Here is a 20,899-nt window from a genome sequence, read left to right as displayed (position 1 = left end):
CTTCAATGACCAGTTATTTCGGTATTCTTCCATCTGCAACGTTGAGTCAGGATATTCAACTTGCACAAGCCAACCGTAACAGCAAAGAACCACAATACCCTTTGCGTGACAAGATTTCTCTTCAACTTACTGATGAGCTGATTGACACGATGTTGGTGCATTTGGTACAGCAGTTCCCACCAAGTGACAAACGAGATACAACTGAAGAACTCGCTCAAAAGATTCGTAGTATTGTCTCTACTTTGATGAAGCAATTATTAGGCAAAGCATCGAATGAACAAGTCCTTGAATCTTTAGCTTTCATGGAAAAGAGCTTGTTTATTGATAATGAAGGTAAACAACGTATCGGTACTCAACTACCAGATGCTTTAGTTTCTGACATGAAAAAAAGCTTTGCTGAAGTAGCTGCTGGCAACGGTAAAGAACAACGTGATGCATTAACACAACAGTTCAAATCTTTTGCTGATGCGCTTATTCAACACTTCATGACTGAATACAACAAAACATTGGGTTTAGGCATGGTAAAACGTGGTGTTGCAAGTGTTGCGACTAGCGGTGTTGAAACTGCTGTACATATTGTAATCAAAAAACTTATTCCTAGCTTAAGCCAAGCTGAGTTAGATGTATTCACTAAGCATTTCGATCAGTTGCTCGTTCAGAAATAAGCTTCGAATATTCAAAAAAAAGCGACTATATATAGTCGCTTTTTTTATAGAAAAAGATGAGTCATTTTCAAACTTATATAATGTCACAATTTCTAAATTTGCATTGTCTAAATCAGTGTTTATGTTAGCATTCGCGAAGCATTGATTTACTTGATTTAGAAGCGCATGTCTCCAAGCTCACAGTACAAATTTTTACGTCAAGCACCGCGTGATGGCTTGAGTACTGCCACTCACCCTTCACGGTGGCAACAACTCCATATAGACCCATGGCTTTGCCTATTTCTGGTACTAAATGCCTTTTTAGGACTTACCGTCTTATATAGTGCTTCAGCCCAAGATGTTGGTCTTGTCAGTAAACAAGCAATGAGCTTTGGCATTGGTTTTACTGTCATGATTATTCTGGCGCAAATTCCTCCAAAAGTTTATCAAGCATTCTCACCATATTTTTATGTCTTCGGTGTTTTATCTTTAGTAGCCGTTGTTGTGTTTGGCGAAGTACGTATGGGCGCACAAAGATGGATTGATATTCCAGGCTTTGGTAGTGTTCAACCGAGTGAGTTCATGAAGATTGGCATGCCAATGATGATCGCATGGTTCCTATCTCGCAAAGCCTTACCTCCTAGTTTGTCTCAAGTCATACTATCTTTGCTGCTCATCCTCGTACCCTTTCTTTTAATTGCAGAGCAACCAGACCTAGGTACTTCATTACTTGTGCTTGCTAGTGGCATTTTTGTACTTTTCTTGAGTGGATTATCGTGGAGATTGATTGCTGCCGCTGCTGGAGTTGCTGCTGTAATCATTCCAATTGCTTGGGAGTTCTTACTACATGACTACCAACGACAAAGGGTACTTACCCTATTAGATCCTGAGGCAGATGCATTAGGTACAGGTTGGAATATTATTCAATCTAAAACTGCGATAGGTTCAGGCGGTTTTTCAGGAAAAGGCTTTTTAGAAGGTACTCAATCTCACTTACATTTTTTACCAGAAGGTCATACCGATTTTATTATTGCAGCCTATTCTGAAGAATTTGGCTTGATCGGCGTTACCCTACTTATTTTCTTATATTGCGCGATTATTTTTAGAACATTTCAGATTGGCTTACAAAGCTTCCATAACTATGGGCGTTTAGTTGCGGGAGCCTTTGGTTTGTCATTTTTTGTTTATGTATTTGTAAATGCAGGCATGGTCAGTGGTATTTTACCTGTAGTGGGTGTGCCGTTACCGTTTATGAGCTATGGTGGAACTGCAATTATTACACTTATGTCAACATTTGGACTTGTGATGTCAATTCATACACATCGATAACGAGGAATTCATAAAACACATGTTTCATCCTAAACTAAATAATACTTTTAAATTTTTAACATTGAGTGCCAGTCTATTTTTGAGTAGTAATTGGGCACAAGCAAATGAATTTTACACTCATCCAAATTATTTTGCTTTTAAACAAAAAGCGATGACTACTTATGGTCTAAGTAGTGAACAAATTGATAGTGCAATGAGTGGCGCACGTAATTTACCCAACATTTTAAACATCATGACGCGTCCAGGTGAAAGTAAGCCTTGGTATGAATATCGCTCTATGTTCTTAGTCGAAGGTACAATTCAACGTGGTGTCCGCTTTAAAAACCAATATGAAGATGTTCTGAATCGTGCGGAACAACAATTTGGTGTACCAAAATCTGTAATTTTAGGCATTTTAGGTGTTGAGACAGGTTATGGCGCAAATAAAGGCTCTTTCATCACCCGTGACGCTCTAGCAACCTTAGCGTTTGGTTATCCTCGTCGTGCTGATTACTTCAGTGATGAACTCGCAGCGTTGATCTCATGGACATATAAAGAAGGCTATCCAACCAACAGTATCGTTGGTTCATATGCTGGGGCTATTGGCTATCCACAATTTATGCCGAGTAACATCCAAAAGCTAGGTGTGGATTATGATGGTAATGGACATATTGATTTAAGAAACTCCGCAGTTGATGCAATTGGTTCAATCGCGAATTATTTAGCTCAATATGGTTGGCAACGTGATCGTCCAATTGGCTTCCCTGCTCGTTATTTAGGTAACGATCCTGAAAGTATTATTGCTAAGGATTTAACTCAACCAACTCCCTATGGTGAGCTAAAAAGATTAGGTATCGCACCTATTGACCCTTTGGTAAAAATAGATGATCTTGATTTAGTAAATGTTATTCAATTACAAGACCAATTTGGACCTATTTATTACATCACCTATCCAAATTTCCAAGTAATCACGACTTATAATAAGAGTCGAATGTATGCCACAGCGGTGTGGTTATTAGGCACTGAAGTCGCAGGAAGATAACCCGATTTTTTAAACAAAATTTAAAAGTCAATAAATTTATGGTTCAAAAAGGGTGTTAAATAATCAATTTTCATATTTTGTTACAATATTGATTGTTTTTTAATCTAAAACTGTAAGTTTTTACCCTTTTTGTAACTATTTATCGTTAAAGACTAGACACACTTCGTAAGCGCTGAATATTATCCACCCAAGAAAAGTAATTGCAAAAGTGAATAATTAGACATGTGCACTGTATTTCGATGCTGTTTTGTCGAGATAGAAAAGCATGTTCTCTAGGAGTTTATACAATGCAGTTTTCGCTGAAATATATTCTAGCGCTGACGGCAGGCTTAAGTTTAAGCCCGTTACATGCTGAAATGGTACAATCATCATCATTAACAAATGATGTTGAAGGTTCTAATTTAGCAGCCCGCGTTTTGAGCAAAGATTCTCAAAATTTTAATTCTCGTTTTTCTAACGTCAATAGTCTTTCAATCACTGAGAGTTCTGGTGACAAAGTACGTCGCCAAACAATTGCTGCTAAAATTGATATCCCTGAAGAAGAGCCTTCAGTGATTGAAAAACTTAACACTGTTGCGTCTAATACTGTACGTAAGTTTAGCCAAACTGGCGTAGCATCATGGTATGGTCGTCAATTTCATGGTCGTAAGACTGCAAGCGGTGAAACATTCGATATGAATGGTTTAACTGCTGCTCATCGTAGCCTGCCATTGAACTGTTACATTCGTGTGACCAATAAAGACAACGGTAAAAGCGTTGTAGTTAAGGTTAACGATCGTGGTCCATTCCATGGTAACCGTGTATTAGATTTATCTTATGGCGCAGCTAAGCAACTTGGTGTTACCAATGCTGGCACTGCTAAGGTAAGTATCGAACGCGTTGATGGTCCAAATTCTTAATATTTAGACTTCCAACTAATAATAAAGCCACGTTTATACGTGGCTTTATTATTTATATTATTTTTTGATTCATTTTTGACCCTCACTACTTTCTTCGCTATAGTAATGACATTATAAATTGTCAATTTAGCAAGGAGTGCAGTTGTGAAATCGATAGATGAATGGTTCGATGAATACAGCGATAGTCACCAAAACCAAACCAATAAAAAAATACATTGGGTATGTGTCCCAGCAATTCTTTTTTCAATAATTGGTATTCTTGCGCATTTCAGTACTCTCCTCACCGCTTTATTGCTTGTACTTACACTCGTTTTCTATGCTCGCTTGGATATCGTGTTAGCTGTGGCTATGGCTGCTTTGTTGGTGGTAATGGCTTGGCTTATTATTATTCTACCTGTAGGGGTAGGATTTTATATCGGCGTGTTTGTAATCGCATGGATTGGTCAGTTTTATGGTCATAAAGTTGAAGGAAAGAAACCTTCTTTCTTCAAAGATCTGCAATTCCTTCTGATTGGCCCTGTATGGTGCATGGATGCCTATTTAGCTAAGATACTACCTAAATGGAAATCTCGTCAAAATTTGGGGCTTTCAAGCTAATTTAGAGCATATTATGGATGACTAATTAGCGAAAAGAGATTATTGATAGCTTTTCCCTTGATATTTTAGCCATCCATCCACATGTTTTGCTTGTGGATCATGATGAGTCCAATGAATCACTCCTCCTTTAGGGCTATATTCATATTCTCCATAAAATTCGACTATTTCACCTTTTCTAAGCCCCTCCACCCGAGGTGCTAAATCAATGTTATGCGCCACTAGAACGGTTAAACCATTCTCCAGTTTTAGAATCATTTTTTGGTGTCTTGAACCATCATTATCATCAGCTAAAATTGCTTTTACTTCACCCTTGGATTGAACTTGAATGTTACTTAGCTGTTGTTGATAAGCTTGCATAATCTTTTGCTGATCATCAACCGTCGCTTCCTCAACAATTGAAGTCTGAACAACCTTATCGTTCAGGTTGTTTTGCTTTAAATCTATACCGATATAAGCAGCAATTAGCACAACAATAATCGTTGCAATCACTAAATTATTTTTCTGGATTTTCATGTTTAACCTTTTTATTTCAATTTAAATAGCAAAATGCCAATCATATTGATTGGCATTTTATTCATACAACTCTATCAAACTTAAAATAGACGATTCATACCATTCAACGCTGCAACACGATATGCTTCAGCCATTGTTGGGTAGTTGAATGTCGTTTCAACAAAATACTTTAATGTATTATTCGGGCTATGCATTACAACCTGTCCAATGTGAATAATCTCTGCGGCATTGTTACCAAAACAATGAATACCTAAAACTTCCAAACTATCTCGGTGGAAGAGGATTTTTAACTCACCTACGGTATCACCAGTAATTTGAGCGCGAGCTAGATGACGGAAAGATGCTTGCCCTACTTCATAAGGTACTTTTTCTTCAGTCAATTCTTGTTCAGTTTTTCCAATCGAAGAAATTTCTGGAATGGTATAAATGCCTGTTGGTACGTCTTTAATCGGTTTAACATTTTTCTCACCGACCATGTTTGCACCTGCACAACGACCTTGGTCATATGCAGCAGATGCAAGTGATGGCCAACCAATCACATCACCAGCAGCATAAATGTTCTCAACTTCAGTTTGATATTGATCATTTACCATCAACTGACCACGATTGTTTGGTACAAGACCTACATTCTCGAGTCCTAAACCGTCAGTATTACCTGAGCGACCATTACACCATAAGATGGCATCAGCTTTGATTTTCTTGCCACTAAGCAAATGTAAAACCACATGATCATCAAAGGTTTCTAGGCGATCGATTTGTTCATTGTGACGAATCAATACTCCTTGCTCACGCAAGTGATATGACAATGCATCAGCGATTTCATCATCAAGGTAGCTTAAAAGCTTTTGCTGAGTGTTGATCAAATCAACTTTATGATCTAGACCAATAAAAATCGATGCGTATTCGCAACCAATAACACCAGCACCGTAAATAATGATTTTTTGAATTGAATAATCCAAATCAAGAATTTTGTCAGAATCAAAAACACGAGGATGGTTAAAGTCCAAACCTTGTGGCTGATAAGGACGGCTACCCGTTGCAATCACAATTTGTTTACAGATAATGGTATCTTTTATGCCATCTTGACCAAAAATGAGTACGGTATTTTTATCTTGGATATACGCACGTCCATGAAAAACATCAATCTTATTGCGATCATAAAAACGTGTATGAGTATCAACTTGCTGTTGAATCACTTTATGCGCGTTGCGTAACACTTGTTTCATGGTGAATTGTTTCCATTCACCTACTTTTTGAAACATTGGATCACGCTGATAACGGATGATACTTGAAACTGTTTGACGTAAGGCTTTACTTGGAATTGTACCTACATGTGCACAGTTACCACCGAGTTGATCACGTACATCGACGATTGCTACTTTTCTACCTGCTTTAGCTAGCTTCATTGCCGCGCCTTCACCAGCTGGGCCAGAACCGAGAATGACTGCATCAAATTTTACAACATTCCCACCAACGACCTCTTTCTTACGTGGCATTCAAAGCTCCTTTATCTCTTAGCTGCTTACTTCTATATATATGATAACTAATATGCTATGGGTTGATGTATTTCTCAACCATATATTTTTATATATTCACATTTTCAAAATGAATACCTATTTCATCCTATAAACCTATAAATTTGACTATAATAATCGAATATCTCAAGCAATAGGTTGTAGAAAATAAGATGTCTGAACACCGTAAACCTGAACAGGGCATAAAACTTCGTGGCGCTGAAAAAGTCGCTAGAATTCCTGTAAAAGTTATACCTACGGTTGAAGTACCTCGTAAACCAGACTGGATTCGCGTCAAAATGACTGCACCTGAAGAGGTTCAGCGTATAAAAACAACTCTACGTTCGCAAAAACTCCATACTGTTTGTGAAGAAGCTGCCTGCCCTAACCTTCCAGAGTGTTTTGGTGGTGGTACTGCGACTTTTATGATTATGGGCGATATTTGTACTCGTCGCTGTCCTTTCTGTGACGTTGCTCATGGCCGTCCAAATGCACTTGATCCTGATGAACCTCGTCATATGGCGGAAACTATTTCAAACTTGGGTTTGAAATATGCAGTTATCACCTCTGTAGATCGTGATGATCTTTTAGATGGCGGTGCTCAACATTTTGTGGATTGTATTAAAGAAGCTCGCGCTTTGAGTCCAAAAACGCTACTTGAAATCTTAGTTCCTGATTTCCGTGGTCGCATGGATATTGCTTTACGCATTATGACTGAATGTCCACCTGACGTTTTTAACCACAATATAGAGACAGTACCTCGCTTATATAAAGCTATGCGTCCAGGCTCAGACTATCAACATTCTTTGAATCTTTTAAAAATGTTTAAAGAATACTGTCCAGACGTTCCTACCAAATGTGGTTTGATGGTGGGTATTGGTGAAACTGAAGAAGAAGTGATTTCTTTACTTGATGATCTTCGTGCTCATGATGTGGACTACGTAACAATTGGTCAATATTTACAACCATCTAAGCAACACGCGCCAATAGATCGCTTTGTAACGCCAGAAGAATTTGAACGTTACGCAGAACATGGTCGTAAATTAGGCTTCAGAAATATTTGGTCTGCACCAATGGTCCGTTCAAGCTACTTTGCAGATCGTCAGTATCATGGTGAACCTGTTCCTGCGGTTCGTCGCAAAGTAGACCCTGCTAAGAAAATTGCTGTACAAACTGTCGAAGCTTAATCAAGTTTGTATAAAATAAAAAAGAGAACAGTCATGTTCTCTTTTTTATTTTTTGATATGAGATAATCCAATTTTAAAAAATAATTTCTGTGCACTAATTAACGTTTCTTAACGAGCGTGAATTCCTCGTGAATAATTACCAATCGACACGCTACTACCAAAAAATCACTTAAAAACATTAATTTACTTTATACCCTAGTCCGCATAACCTGATTAAAGTAGAAGTGAATTTCAAAAAAATTGTGGTTTGTATTTTTTAACTTAATACATCCATCTTTTTTGGAATTTCCTCCAAACAAAAAATGAATATCAAGAAGCTTTGTCAATTTAAACCGTTCATTGGAAGACGACTTCTTATTATAAATAACTTTGAGATCAGGATAGACACATGAATAAGAAAATTACAGCTTTGACTGTTACTGCATTAGCAAGCTTTGCATTGTTAGGTTGTAATAGTGATTCAGACAATGATACCGAGTCGTCAAATGTGAATACTGGCGATACTTTAATTCTAACTGCCAATGGAATGATCAGTTCAGTCGATAGATCAATGCCTGACAAGGTTGTGTCTAACCGCAAGATTAAAGGATTAATGTCTGGAGATGAACTGGTAGGTATTGATTACCGCCCTAAAGACGGCAAACTTTATGCTGTTGGTCTTCAGGGGAACTTATATACTTTAAATCCAAACAATGGCGAAGCAATTTTCCTGAGAAAACTAATCGCCGACCCGAGCGATACTACAGATGGAAATGCATCTTTCACACAAATTGTGGGTGATGCCAACCTTATCACTGTCAATTTTAACCCTGCTGCAGATCGCCTACGTGTAATTTCTAACACAGGACAAAACTTGCGTATCAATGTTGATACTGGTGCAACCATTACAGATGGTACGATTAATTTAGCCACAGGTACTGCAGCAGTTGTTGCAGGTGCTTATACCAATGCCTTTGCTGGCACAGGTTCAACCAAACTATATAGCATTGACCAAAATTCTGATCGCATTTATCTTCAAAATGCGAACGCAGGTACATTAGGTAATTCTACGGCTTTGGGTGCAGACATTAATACAAACGGCGGTGGCGGTTTTGATATAGACCCTGTCAGCAATGTAGGTTTTGCCGCACTCAAACTCGCATCAGGCAATTATAAATTTTTTAAACTTAATCTAGCTAATGTCGGCACCTCAAGCGATGCTGTTTTTGAATCACATGACTTGAATAATAGTTTTAATAGCATGGGGATTCGTGGCATTGCATTAAAACGTTCAACCGATGCCACAGCTCAAGGCTATGGTTTAACAGCAAACAATAAACTGCTTAGCTTCGCTATTACCAATCCAAATACTGTAACTGAAAAGAGCCTCACTGGATTGCTTGTAGATGAGAAATTTATCGGTATCGATTATCGTTTTAGAACCTCAACTGACAATTCTGGCAAGCTATATGGATTAACCAATAAAGGGAATTTGTATACGATCAATACAGACACTGGTTTAGCAAGCCTCATCACTGCACTCAAACCAGCTACTGGGAGCACTTTCACAAACCTAGATGGTACAAGTTTCGCAGTTGATTTTAACCCTACAGCAGATCGACTCCGCGTAATCAGCAATACTGGACAGAACTTAAGAATTAACGTCGATACTGGCGATACTATAAAAGATGGCGATATTAACGGAATTTCTGAGGCTAAAGTTACTGCAGCTGCATATACCAATAGTTTCGCTACACCTATCGCGATGTTAGCTACAGAACTATTTGATCTTGATCAAACAGGCAAAACTCTCACTAAACAGAATCCACCAAACGCAGGCACATTAAATCTTATCGGTAATTTAGGAATCAACTTAGGTATAGACAATGGCTTTGATATTGCTGGTGGTGACAATGGCTTAGCTTTAGCTACTGTGGCAGGTGAAACTGGACCATCTGTACTTTATCGAGTCGACTTAAATAGCGATACAACAATTACAACACCTAGAGCACGTTTAGCTATCAGTGTAGATGGAACACCAAATTTAGCAGCTTCAACTATTGGTGGTAACACCACTCCGCAAGTCATCGACCTAGCGATCTTACTTAAATAAGCTAAAATCAAAAAAACCGCATCATTGATGCGGTTTTTTATTTTGCCTATAAATTTTAAGCAATATGTTTTTGTACGATAATCGAACCAACCGAATATCCTGCGCCAAATGATGAAATTACAGCATATTCACCATTATTTACCTGCTCGCCTGTACGGTGCATTGCAATAATTACGCCCGCAGAAGAAGTGTTAGCAAACTCATCCAAAATAATTGGTGCACGATCTAAATCAGCATCTTTACCAACAACGAGTTTTAAAATTAACTCATTCATATTGGCATTCGCTTGATGCAACCAGAAGCGTTTAACTTGTTCAGGTGTTAATTGTAATTTTTCCAACTGTGCTGTAATGATTTTTGCGACAAGTGGACAAACTTCTTTAAACACTTTTCGCCCATCTTGACGGAACAATTTGTCATCAACAACAGCATCTTCACTACGGTTTAAGAAACCAAAGTTATTACGGATGTTATTTGAAAATTGAGTAAACAAATGAATATCTAAGATTTCATAACCTGATTTGGTTTCAGTTTCTTCGATAATTGAAGCAGTGGCAACGTCACCAAAGATAAAGTGCGCATCACGTGTACGATAATCCAAGTGACCTGAGGTAATTTCAACATTCAAAAGTAAAACACGGCGAGCACCACATTTCACAGCGTCATAAGCTTGCTTTAAACCAAATGTTGCAGCTGAACACGCGACATTCATATCATAAGCATAGCCTTTAATACCTAATGCCGACTGAATTTCAATCGCAACAGCAGGATAAGCACGTTGCATATTTGAGCATGCCAAAATCACAACATCGATATCTTCAGCAGTGACACCTGCATTTTCCATCGCTTGTTTAGCAGCAATTACACCCCACTCGGCTTGGAGCGAAAGTTCATCATTACTACGTTCTTGTAAGCGCGGACGTAAACGTGTTGGATCTAAAATACCTGACTTCTCAACCACGTAACGGCTTTTAATACCAGATGCTTTTTCAATAAACTCAGGACTTGAACCACGTAGAGCTTCGATCTCACCTGCTGCAATTTTGTCAGCATTTTGTTGATTAAATTGTTCTACATAAGCATTTAAACTTTCAACCAACTCTTCATTAGAAATTGTTTCAGTTGGGTGAAACAAACCTGTACCTGTTATACGGATGCCCATGTAAAACTCCTGTAAAGAATGGTTCTAACTTTCATTATTGCTCAGTTTAACCGATTGCTAATCGATCCCATAGTTTTTGTAATCTAGTTGGTGAAATTGGCATCTTTGTTTTCATTGGTTGAGAAAACAAGGAAATTCTCAATTCCTCTAACATCAAATACATTTCTTTGATTTTAGGATCATTTTTAAACTTAAATACTTTGTCCATCCATGGATCGACATCATCAATTGCAGCAAGGTCACGTTGTAGATTATTTGGCAAACGATCCAAACGCAATAGCAATGCTTTTAAATAACGTGGATATTCCTGCCAAATCTCACTTGGTTTGCTATAAACAAAGTCTGCCAAAGACATTAAATCCAACTGATCCTCTATATCGTCAATACTACGACCGAATATCTCTTGATCTAAAACCAACAACTCACGACGAACTTGCTGCCATTGGGTAAAAATTTCAGTAATGTCCGTTAGTACTTTTTGACCATTGCTCAAAAAGTGTTTTTTTACATCAAGTGCTAAGGTATTAAATTCTTCAGCATTTTGTGGAAGTTGTTGGATTGATACTTGTAGAGTTGCATAAACCAACATTTGTTCGAGTTTAGCGCGCTCACCCAATGGAGAATATGCCAAAGCCAAAGGTTTAGAAATCTGCTTTTTCAATTGGCGAATCAAATCTCCAAGCTGCATATGAATCAGACGAATTACACCTTCACGATGCTGTTTAATGGCTTCTTGCTGATCATTAAACGTTTGTACAACCACACCTGATTCATCTTTTGCTTCAAGTGCAGAAAATATCTTTGTGGGAACAAGCGCTTGATACTGTTTAACTATCACTCCAGTAACCTTTTGAGAAGCTTCAAAGATAAAGCTCTCAGGGAAGGCTTGGAACTCGCCTTGCTGTTGTTTTACTGGACGATGAGTTTCAACTCGGCATCTCGCCTTTAATTCATCTAAGTCACGACCTTGAGCAATTAATTTTCCTTTTTCATCAATCACTTTGATAAAAGGAACAAGGTATTGATCGATACGTTCAAACGAGAAATCTTTTTCAGTAATCTGCTCTCCACGTAGAGCAAAAGCGAGATAGTTAAATAGATGATCACGTAAATGAACAGCATCGACACCCTGCATTAACTTTTTGGCTGTATCAGGAATTGGAACTAAATTGCGGCGTTTATCTTTAGGTAGTGCTTTTAATAAAGCCTCGATCAAATCTTGCCGCCAGCCAGGTATTCCCCATGACCATTGCTTTTCATCCACTTGAGGCAATGCTTGCACAGGAATTTTAACCGTAGCCCCATCTTCATCATGACTTGGATCAAAACGATAACTTGCTGCTAAACGTAATTGGCCGTTGTGCAAATAATCTGGAAATTGTTGCGTGGTTGGACGATCACTCATCCAGAGTGCATCATCCTCAACAAACAAATAACGGGGATTTTTTGCTTCTACCGTCGCTCGCCAATCTTCAAAACTATGTCGACTCGCTACTTCAACTGGTACACGTTCTGCATAAAATTGATAAATCGTTTCTTCATCGACCACTAAATCACGGCGGCGTAATTTATCCTCAACTCGCTCCACTTCTTCAAGTTTAAGCAAGTTATGTTTTAAAAATGCAGGTGTAATGCCTAAATTGCCAGTCGTGAGCGCATCACGCAGAAAGATTTCATGTGCAGCTGCCTGATCAACTTTCTCGAAGTTCACTAAACGTTTAGGTTCGATAATCAAACCAAATAAGGAAATTTGAGCATAAGCATTTACAATGCCACCTTTTTTTGACCAATGTGGTTCAAAATAGTGATATTTCAATAGGTCTCGAGCAGCCAGCAATATCCATTCAGGATCTATTTTCGCCAAAGTACGCAAATAAACTTGGGATGTTTCTACCATCTCAAATGCCATCACCCACGCAGTATTGGTTTTATGCAATGTGCTGGCTGGGAAAACTTTAGCTTTTTGCTGACGAACAGCCATAAAGGTATTACGTTCATCAGTTTTGTTGGCAATAAATGAAAGTAAACCAGTTAATAAAGCTCGATGTAAATTTTCATAATTTGCACCCTTTTCATTAAAACTAAGTTTTAAACCTTCTGCCAACTCTACTAATTGTTGATGTGTTTGTTTCCATTCACGCAAACGTAACCAACTCAAAAAATGTTGGCGTGCAAACTGACGGCGTTTATTTTCAGATTGAGCATCAGGGCTTGTTTGCAATATATTCCATAATTTTAAATAAAACAAAAAGTCAGAATCAGCTTCTTTAAATAAAGCATGCTTTTGATCTGCCTGCATTTGTTTATCTGCTGGTCTCTCACGAGGGTCTTGAATCGCTAAAGCACTAACAATAATCAAGGTTTCTTTGAGTACCCCAAAATGTGCTCCACCAATAATCATACGTGCTAAACGAGGATCAATCGGCATACGTGCCATCATTTGACCAACTTTAGTCAGATCATTCTTGCGTTCGTTCAAGGCACCCAATTCAATAAGCAACTTACGACCGTCATTTACCAAACGGAAATCAGGTGGCTCAATAAAATCAAAATCTTCCAAATTGCCTAGACCAAGACTTTGCATTTGCAAAATAACCGAAGCTAGATTGGTTCGTTTAATTTCTGGCTCAGTAAATTCTGGGCGACTTAAAAAGTCTTCTTCGCTATATAGACGGATACAGACACCCGCTGCTATACGTCCACAACGCCCTTTACGTTGATTGGCTGCTGCTTGTGAAATCGCTTCAATTGGCAAGCGCTGAACACGCGATCGATAGTTATAACGTGAAATACGTGCAAATCCACTATCAACCACATAGCGGATATTTGGAACGGTCAATGCCGTTTCTGCTACGTTCGTGGCAATAATGATGCGGCGACCTTTACCACCAGGATTAAAGATTTTTTGTTGTTCAGCGAGAGCTAGTCGTGCATATAAAGGTAATACCTCTGTATGACGTGGCCCATATTTTTGTAATGTTTCTTGTAGTTCTCGAATTTCTTGCTCTGTACTGGCAAAAATTAGAATATCAGCATGTTCAGGATGACCTTTTGCTTCAGCATCAGCAAAACACTCTTCAACAGCTTGAACAACGGCTCTAGGTAGATTTTCCTCAAAATCATCGAACTCATCATCATCACTACCAACAATACTCAATTCAGAAATAGGACGATAACGAACTTCAACAGGATAACTGCGACCTTCGACTTCAAAAATTGGTGCATTATTAAAATATTGACTGAACCGATTTACATCTAAGGTTGCAGACGTAACAATCACTTTTAAATCAGGACGCTTCGGCAATAATTGCTTCAGATAGCCCATGATAAAGTCGATATTGAGAGAGCGTTCATGCGCTTCATCAATGATAATGGTGTCGTATTTTGATAAGAATCGATCATTAGTCAATTCAGCTAACAGAATACCGTCTGTCATCAACCGAACGATCGAGTCTTGAGAACCTTGCTCATTAAAGCGAACTTTAAAACCAATTGACTCGCCAAGCTTTTCACCAACTTCTTCCGCAATACGTTGCGAAACGCTTCTTGCTGCCAAACGACGTGGTTGTGTATGTCCAATCATTCCAGTAAGACCACGACCTGCAAGCATTGCGATTTGAGGAAGCTGTGTGGTTTTACCAGAGCCAGTTTCACCTGCAACAATGATCACCTGATGCTTTTGAATAGCCTCGATCAAACGATCAGCATATTGAGTAACAGGCAAATCTTGGTTGAGTTTGATTTTAGGCAAGCGAGCTAAACGCTGTTTCACCTTTTGGTTTGATTGTTCAAATAGTTTTTCGATTTCTGCTGTTTCTGTTTTTTTATCTTTGCGCAGTCGATTTAAACGGTGACGGTCACGTGCCATAACCAATTGATCTACATTTAAATGACTCTGCACTGAACAGCTTTCCTGAAAATTAAATAATCGGCTATTTTACGCCTTAAAATCTTGCTATGCAAAGGTACTACAGCAATCTATTGATGATATTGCTGTAGTTCTAGTTTGGTTTTTATGATTTAGATGAATGATCAAAACGATTACGTAACTGTTTGACGTATTTTTTAAATGGCCACGCAAATTGCTTTACAAAACTATTGGGGATCTTATACCCCACAGTTCCATATACACTTGCCAAATGGTTTGGCATATAAACTGTTTTAAAAATGACATCATACAATGGGATAAATGCCGCATAGTTTTTATCAATCGCAGGTTTCTCTGAAGAGTGATGCCAATGATGAAACTCAGGGGTAGCTATCAGCCAGCGTAAATACGGAAATCTAAAACGTACATTTGAGTGGATGAATATCGCATGAAAAGAAATAAATACGAGATAAGCAAAAACGGCTGAGGTATGAAAACCTAATAAAAATATCGGTAAGGTTGCAATAAATCGTGTCATCAATACTTCGACAATATGTAAACGTGAAGATGCTAACCAATCCATATGTTCCGTTGAATGATGGATCGCATGAAAACGCCACAAGAAATTCACCTCGTGCATCGCGCGATGCAACCAATACACAACGAAATCAACGACAATCAACAATTCTATAAATTGCAACCAAATCGGCTGTGCTTGCACAAAAGGAACGATTGGATTATTCGGAAGATGAGTAATCCAATACTGAATCGGCATGACTGTTAGAAAGGTAAAGAGTTGAATGCCAATGTGACTGAACATGAAATATTTCATATCCGTCACCCATCCCACTCTAAGTATTTTTTGATGGGGATTTTTAGCAAAAAAAACCTTCTAAAGGGATAAAAACTAAAGCTAAGATCACCAGTGTCAGTACGAAATAATCAATACCTGCATAGAAAGGAATATTCGGCAATGTTGGAGCTTTAATTAACCCACATCCCAAAACAGCCGCAAATAATGCGAAACACAAACCATAAAACCCATATCGATTTTGTCTAAAAATCGCACTAAACGCACCAAAACCTACACTAAGTACAATCGCGATCATTAAACTAAAATAAAAAGCATCATAATGTTTAACGTATAGCGGACGTAGTTCTGGCATCGTGAGAACTGAAGGAAATAAAAAACATAAAGCACCGAAAATGCTTAATAATCCTAAAGACATAGATATAAATGCGCTGATCTTTCCTAAACCCGCATTGAGTTCAAGATTCTCAAATTTTTCTCTTAATTGATCTGTCATTTGTTGTATTAATTCTCTTTGAATACGAGTAATCTCGCTCGCTGTTAACTTTAATCCTGCTTAATACTTCACAGTATTTCAATACCCTATCTCAAATTCTAAACATCACAAACATTTGAAACAAGAAACATTTCGTCCAATATTTGAGCATAAACAATAATATCTCCAACATGCATGAACTTCGTGCAGAACATGGATTTTTATATAATTTTATTTTTTTCAATTTTACCCTTGAATTTTAAGGCTATCGGCTTCATGTTGTAGAGCACGATCATTTTCGATATTTGTCATTTTTGCTTCATGTGAATGGAGTCAAATGGAAATATCTTTTTTTGGGTGAAAGCTATCGATCTCGGATCATTTAATTTTCCGATTTTAGTCATGTAAAAATACTATTTCCCCAATAACTAGAAATTATTTATTCTAGACCTCGCAAACAAGTTTAAAGATAAACCTCAATCATGGAGACAATGATGAGCTTGATTAATACTGAAGTTAAACCATTTAAAGCTGATGCATTCCGCAACGGTGAATTCATTCAAGTAACTGATGCTGATCTTAAAGGCAAATGGTCTGTTCTTATTTTTATGCCAGCTGCATTCACATTTAACTGCCCAACAGAAGTTGAAGATGCTGCTGAAAACTATGAAGAGTTCAAAAAAGCTGGTGCAGAAGTTTATATCGTAACAACTGACACTCACTTCTCTCATAAAGTATGGCATGAAACTTCACCAGCAGTTGGTAAAGCTCAGTTCCCATTAGTTGGCGACCCTACACATCAATTAACTCGCGCTTTTGACGTTCATATTGAAGAAGCTGGTTTAGCACTTCGTGGTACTTTCATTGTAAACCCAGAAGGCGTTATCAAAACTGCTGAAATTCATGACAATGCAATTGCTCGTGACGTATCAGAAACTTTACGTAAACTTAAAGCTGCTCAATTCGTAGCTAGCCACCCAGGCGAAGTTTGCCCTGCTAAATGGAAAGAAGGTAACGATACAATCGCTCCATCTATCGACTTAGTTGGTAAAATCTAATTTCTAGATATAGTGATTAGTTAAAAACCACTCTTTTTAGAGTGGTTTTTTTATGCAGGTTACTCTCATATAAGCAATCATATTTTTCAATGATTCTTATCATTTTTTATTCACTAGAAAACTTCATTTTCTGATTGTCAGTTGTACAAAGTTGGAGTACTGTCAAAAGATGAGCACTTAAAGAGTTTTTTTATATGTAATAAACGATGATCACTGCGGGGGTGTAAGGTATGGAAAAATCTGTAGTCGTAACATCTTGGAAATATGATGTTTCTTCACGTTATTTAAAAATTTTCTATAACAATGGTTCAGGCGAACTTTACCACCCAGTACCAGAGTTTATTTACGATAATTTACTTCGCTCAACAGATAAAACAGCTTTTGTGCAGAAATATCTTGAGTTTGATTTACACTTTAAACGTCTTCAAATTTCTGCTTCATCATAAAAAAAGCCCTTTTCAGGGCTTTCTTCATATCATATCTATCTCTTCTGCATATTTTTCATATATTCGTGCTTCGGCATCAGGGTGTAAATTTACTTTACTCAAGTCACCGTTGTAATGCTCTACCACTCGATCATCCATAATTTTTGACCACCATGCTGGAATGAAGGCTGGTAAAAGCATGGCGCCATAACCTGCTGGTAATTGAGGTGCATTTTCAAAATGACGTAAGGTTTGGAAACTGCGTGTCGGATAAGCATGATGATCTGAATGACGTTGTAACTGGTACAGAAATAGATTCGTCACTAAATTATTATTGTTCCAGCTATGTTCTGGCAAAGTACGCTCATACTGCCCATTTTCTTTCTTCTCACGTTTTAAACCATAATGTTCAATATAGTTAACGGCTTCAAATAGAGTCACCGCATATGTAGCTTGAGTGAGTTGAAATGGAACTGAACGCATACCAAATTTCTTAAACATCAAGCCATGATAAATTGCTGACATGGCCCAACCATGAATCAGTTCATTTTCCTTGCAGAAAAATGGTAGTTTTTTGCGTTCTAAACGTTTCTTTTCTATCTCAATTGCAGATTTAAAACTTCCAATTACTGTACGTGGTAAGAACTTCCAAAAGGTCTCACCCAAACGTGATGATGCAGGATCTTCAGGTGTTGCTACTCGACGATGATGCCCATATGGATGTTCAATTCTGAAGTGGTTATACCCTGATGGCGCTAATGCAAGATGTGATAAATAATGTTCTAAACGACCATTTTTATGGCTTAATTCATGTGCAGTATTAATTGCAATACCATTCACCATACCAACTAAAGTTCCTAACAGAACTTGATCAGCTACAGATGTGCCTTTTCGACTTGCTAAGTATCCTCCATAAACGTTGGTCGCATATTGGAGTGGTATAAAAAGCTTCACAATGCGAGAGTAATATGGGTCAGCTTCTAAGTCCGCAATCGCATCTAGTGGTGGATTTTCAGTATCCTCACCAATTAATTTGTCTAGAGTTGGGATCACACCATGGATAAATAATGGTCCAAATGAGGCAAAAAACTTTTTCGATTTTTTAGGTCCAAATTGATAGCCAGCAAGTCCACTCATCGCAATAGCAGGTACTGCAAGACCAAGTAACCACAAATGACGCTTTTTATCCTTAAATGGTGTAGTTGTTTGTTCTACATCTAATTGCGCATGCATATTCATTCTAAACTCCTCAATCAAGCGTTTAATGTTTTGCTTGAATTGATTGTGTTCTTCTGAACAGTTGCTATATTATCATTTTAAGACTTCATATTATCATTTTAAGACTTTAGTGGAGATTTATTGTGCACAAACAACAAATCCCTGTTATTCCAGCTCGCTATTATTTACGTTTGATTGAGATATTGATCAGTACCAATCAATACGATAATTCAGTTTTAAATCGATTTAAGGATCAATTATCTCAAACTGAATTTTTATCAATTCAACAAATCGAACAATTTATTGAGTTAGGCTTAAGTTTACCGAATACAGAAGATTTAGCCTTTCAGTTAGGCAGAAATTTGAAACTAAGTTCACATAGCTTGGTCGGTTATGCACTTATGACCAGTCCCAATCTGGATCATGCATTAAAATTAATTGCACAATATTTCAAGCTGATTATGCCGAGCTTTAAGCTTTCCATTCAGTTTTCACAAGCGCAGCAAAAGGTGGAATTATTATTTGAACCAATTTTGCAGATGAATAAACGTTGTTTAAGCTTCCATATCGAAGCAATTGCAGTCGGATTTTATTACAGTCTATTTGAGCTTGCAGGTCAGCAATTACAACGCTATCAAATTTATTTAAGTATTCCTGAACCCTCCTACAGTGATAGATACATACACCTTGTCAAAGCTCAGTTTCATTTCAATTACACTTGGTTTACAGGGATCAGAGTTGTACTTGATCAGCAGCAATTAGCACTTCCCTTGCCTTTAGCAGATGCACATAGCTTAAAAGTTGTAGAACAACGTTGTCAGGAACAAATTCAGAAAATTTATCATCAGGGTGAAATTGTAGAGTGGATCAGTACGATGTTAAGGCAAGCGAATCAAGTTCCGACACTGACTGAATGCGCGAAAGTATTAAATATTTCAACCAAAACCCTACAACGATATTTGCAACAACAAGGAGTAGAATTTAATCGCCTAAAACAAAAGATCAGTACTGAGCGTGCAATTGAATTACTTGAAAATACATCCTTTACCATTACACATATTGCATATGAGTTAGGTTATTCCAACCCTGCCAATTTCACACGTGCATTTAATAAAATAATGGGGTGTAGCCCTCAAGATTATCGATTGGCACATACCAAAACTAACTCACTTCGTGACGACCATACATAAGCCTGCACCTATAGGTAATATAGTACTCATATAAAGTTCGTCATTTTTTATCAAATCTAATAATGGCTTCACTTCTGCTGGGTGAGAAATTACATTATCAATAATTAAAGCCCCACCTTTAGTTGACATGAGTCTTTTGAGATCATTCCAATAACCAGCATAGCTTCCGCGTTCGGCATCTAAAAGTATGAGATCATATTGCTCGGCAGATGCTGCCAAATAATCAGCTGCATCTCCCACCCAAAAATCAATATACGCTTCTAGACTAAATTCTTCTGCATATTTCTTCGCTTGTGCACTACGGAATGCATTGATTTCAAGCGTTTGAACATGACCGCCAACTGTCTTTGCAGCCTCAGCTAACCAAAGTGTTGAATAACCAGTGGAAGTGCCTATTTCTAAAATACGTTGGGATTGCTGTGTTCGTACCAGCATAGCCAATAATTTAGCGGACTCAGCTTCAATGTTCCGAAAGCGTCTTAAACGATCTGCCTGTCGAGCATCATGTTGTTTAAATTCATCATATAAATCAGCAATTCGTTTTAAAAACACCGTGCTGGTCATATTTCACTCCCGATGATGCTCAGACCTTTGGCTATCAATTATGTTGGTTGAATCAACTTAAAACGTGGAATAATTTCATCACTATCAAGTGCAACAGTTTCAGTAAACATACTTAAAGGTCGAACCCACATGGAATAATCACCATACAAGCATTGATATACAACCAACTCTTCTTCTGTTTCGCTATGTCTTGCAACATTAAATACCTGATAAAGTTGACCTTTATAGTGTTGATAAATACCACGCTGTAAAGCCATTTCACTTTCCCTTAGTTATGCCATGTAAAGATTGCAGTTATATAACAAGTTCAAAAGTATTCAAGTTTTATCTTT

General features: G+C 37.7%; 17 protein-coding genes and 1 pseudogene. 10 read left to right on the top strand and 8 right to left on the bottom strand.

Features of this window, described 5'->3' with window-relative positions:
* Window positions 1-5 precede the first annotated feature (5 nt).
* The 5 genes from H2677_RS06750 (at window position 6) to H2677_RS06730 (ending at window position 4,490) form a co-directional block, all read left to right on the top strand.
* Window positions 6-665 (top strand): hypothetical protein, encoded by a 660-nt coding sequence (locus tag H2677_RS06750; RefSeq protein ID WP_004915166.1) that lies wholly within the window; start codon window positions 6-8, stop codon window positions 663-665.
* 165 nt (window positions 666-830) lie between these two features.
* Complete coding sequence (gene rodA / locus H2677_RS06745; protein ID WP_004915164.1) at window positions 831-1,973, top strand: rod shape-determining protein RodA; 1,143 nt, start codon at window positions 831-833, stop codon at window positions 1,971-1,973.
* A 19-nt stretch (window positions 1,974-1,992) separates the two neighbouring features.
* Complete coding sequence (mltB, locus tag H2677_RS06740) at window positions 1,993-2,994, top strand: lytic murein transglycosylase B (protein ID WP_004953667.1); 1,002 nt, start codon at window positions 1,993-1,995, stop codon at window positions 2,992-2,994.
* Between the two features lie 287 nt (window positions 2,995-3,281).
* Window positions 3,282-3,893 (top strand): septal ring lytic transglycosylase RlpA family protein, encoded by a 612-nt coding sequence (locus H2677_RS06735; protein WP_004679681.1) that lies wholly within the window; start codon window positions 3,282-3,284, stop codon window positions 3,891-3,893.
* Window positions 3,894-4,037: 144 nt separating this feature from the next.
* Window positions 4,038-4,490 (top strand): Mpo1 family 2-hydroxy fatty acid dioxygenase, encoded by a 453-nt coding sequence (locus H2677_RS06730; RefSeq protein ID WP_004915160.1) that lies wholly within the window; start codon window positions 4,038-4,040, stop codon window positions 4,488-4,490.
* A 39-nt stretch (window positions 4,491-4,529) separates the two neighbouring features.
* Here H2677_RS06730 and H2677_RS06725 read toward each other — a convergent pair whose 3' ends face one another.
* On the bottom strand, window positions 4,530-5,003 hold the full coding sequence (locus tag H2677_RS06725; RefSeq protein WP_212639442.1) for a DUF3465 domain-containing protein: 474 nt from the start codon (window positions 5,001-5,003) through the stop codon (window positions 4,530-4,532).
* A gap of 80 nt (window positions 5,004-5,083) precedes the next feature.
* On the bottom strand, window positions 5,084-6,499 hold the full coding sequence (gene sthA / locus H2677_RS06720; RefSeq protein WP_004915155.1) for a Si-specific NAD(P)(+) transhydrogenase: 1,416 nt from the start codon (window positions 6,497-6,499) through the stop codon (window positions 5,084-5,086).
* A gap of 191 nt (window positions 6,500-6,690) precedes the next feature.
* Between sthA and lipA the strand changes: the two genes are divergently transcribed.
* On the top strand, window positions 6,691-7,704 hold the full coding sequence (gene lipA / locus H2677_RS06715) for a lipoyl synthase (RefSeq protein ID WP_004682327.1): 1,014 nt from the start codon (window positions 6,691-6,693) through the stop codon (window positions 7,702-7,704).
* A gap of 388 nt (window positions 7,705-8,092) precedes the next feature.
* Window positions 8,093-9,796, top strand: coding sequence for a DUF4394 domain-containing protein (locus tag H2677_RS06710; RefSeq protein WP_212639441.1), 1,704 nt, complete (start codon window positions 8,093-8,095; stop codon window positions 9,794-9,796).
* 55 nt (window positions 9,797-9,851) lie between these two features.
* Here H2677_RS06710 and H2677_RS06705 read toward each other — a convergent pair whose 3' ends face one another.
* The 3 genes and pseudogenes from H2677_RS06705 to H2677_RS06695 all read right to left on the bottom strand — a co-directional run bounded on the left by H2677_RS06705 (window position 9,852) and on the right by H2677_RS06695 (window position 16,133).
* A complete protein-coding gene (locus H2677_RS06705) occupies window positions 9,852-10,958 on the bottom strand; it encodes a beta-ketoacyl-ACP synthase III (RefSeq protein ID WP_004953654.1) in 1,107 nt (368 codons plus the stop codon).
* A gap of 46 nt (window positions 10,959-11,004) precedes the next feature.
* Entirely contained in the window at window positions 11,005-14,859 is a 3,855-nt protein-coding gene (gene hrpA, locus H2677_RS06700) for an ATP-dependent RNA helicase HrpA (RefSeq protein WP_212639440.1), read from the bottom strand.
* Between the two features lie 112 nt (window positions 14,860-14,971).
* A pseudogene (locus tag H2677_RS06695) lies at window positions 14,972-16,133 on the bottom strand (sterol desaturase family protein).
* Window positions 16,134-16,606: 473 nt separating this feature from the next.
* Here H2677_RS06695 and ahpC point away from each other — a divergent pair.
* The gene (ahpC, locus tag H2677_RS06690) at window positions 16,607-17,170 is read left to right on the top strand and encodes an alkyl hydroperoxide reductase subunit C (RefSeq protein WP_004953644.1); all 564 of its coding nucleotides are present in this window, start codon (window positions 16,607-16,609) and stop codon (window positions 17,168-17,170) included.
* A gap of 230 nt (window positions 17,171-17,400) precedes the next feature.
* Window positions 17,401-17,616, top strand: coding sequence for a KTSC domain-containing protein (locus tag H2677_RS06685; RefSeq protein WP_020899936.1), 216 nt, complete (start codon window positions 17,401-17,403; stop codon window positions 17,614-17,616).
* A gap of 24 nt (window positions 17,617-17,640) precedes the next feature.
* On the opposite strand, the gene H2677_RS06680 is transcribed toward H2677_RS06685, so the two are convergent.
* Entirely contained in the window at window positions 17,641-18,834 is a 1,194-nt protein-coding gene (locus H2677_RS06680) for an alkane 1-monooxygenase (protein WP_004953641.1), read from the bottom strand.
* A 122-nt stretch (window positions 18,835-18,956) separates the two neighbouring features.
* Between H2677_RS06680 and H2677_RS06675 the strand changes: the two genes are divergently transcribed.
* Entirely contained in the window at window positions 18,957-20,003 is a 1,047-nt protein-coding gene (locus H2677_RS06675) for an AraC family transcriptional regulator (RefSeq protein ID WP_004915140.1), read from the top strand.
* Here the strand turns inward: H2677_RS06675 and H2677_RS06670 are convergent.
* Both H2677_RS06670 and H2677_RS06665 read right to left on the bottom strand, forming a co-directional pair.
* Window positions 19,980-20,567 (bottom strand): O-methyltransferase, encoded by a 588-nt coding sequence (locus tag H2677_RS06670; RefSeq protein WP_212639439.1) that lies wholly within the window; start codon window positions 20,565-20,567, stop codon window positions 19,980-19,982. The genes H2677_RS06675 and H2677_RS06670 overlap by 24 nt on opposite strands.
* 38 nt (window positions 20,568-20,605) lie before the next feature.
* Window positions 20,606-20,824 (bottom strand): DUF1653 domain-containing protein, encoded by a 219-nt coding sequence (locus H2677_RS06665; RefSeq protein ID WP_212639438.1) that lies wholly within the window; start codon window positions 20,822-20,824, stop codon window positions 20,606-20,608.
* Between the last annotated feature and the right edge of the window lie 75 nt (window positions 20,825-20,899).

Source organism: Acinetobacter junii, assembly GCF_018336855.1.
Classification (GTDB): Bacteria; Pseudomonadota; Gammaproteobacteria; order Pseudomonadales; family Moraxellaceae; genus Acinetobacter; species Acinetobacter junii.
The sequence above is the reverse complement of the archived record's forward strand: the minus strand, read 5'-3'. Positions and strand labels throughout refer to the sequence as shown.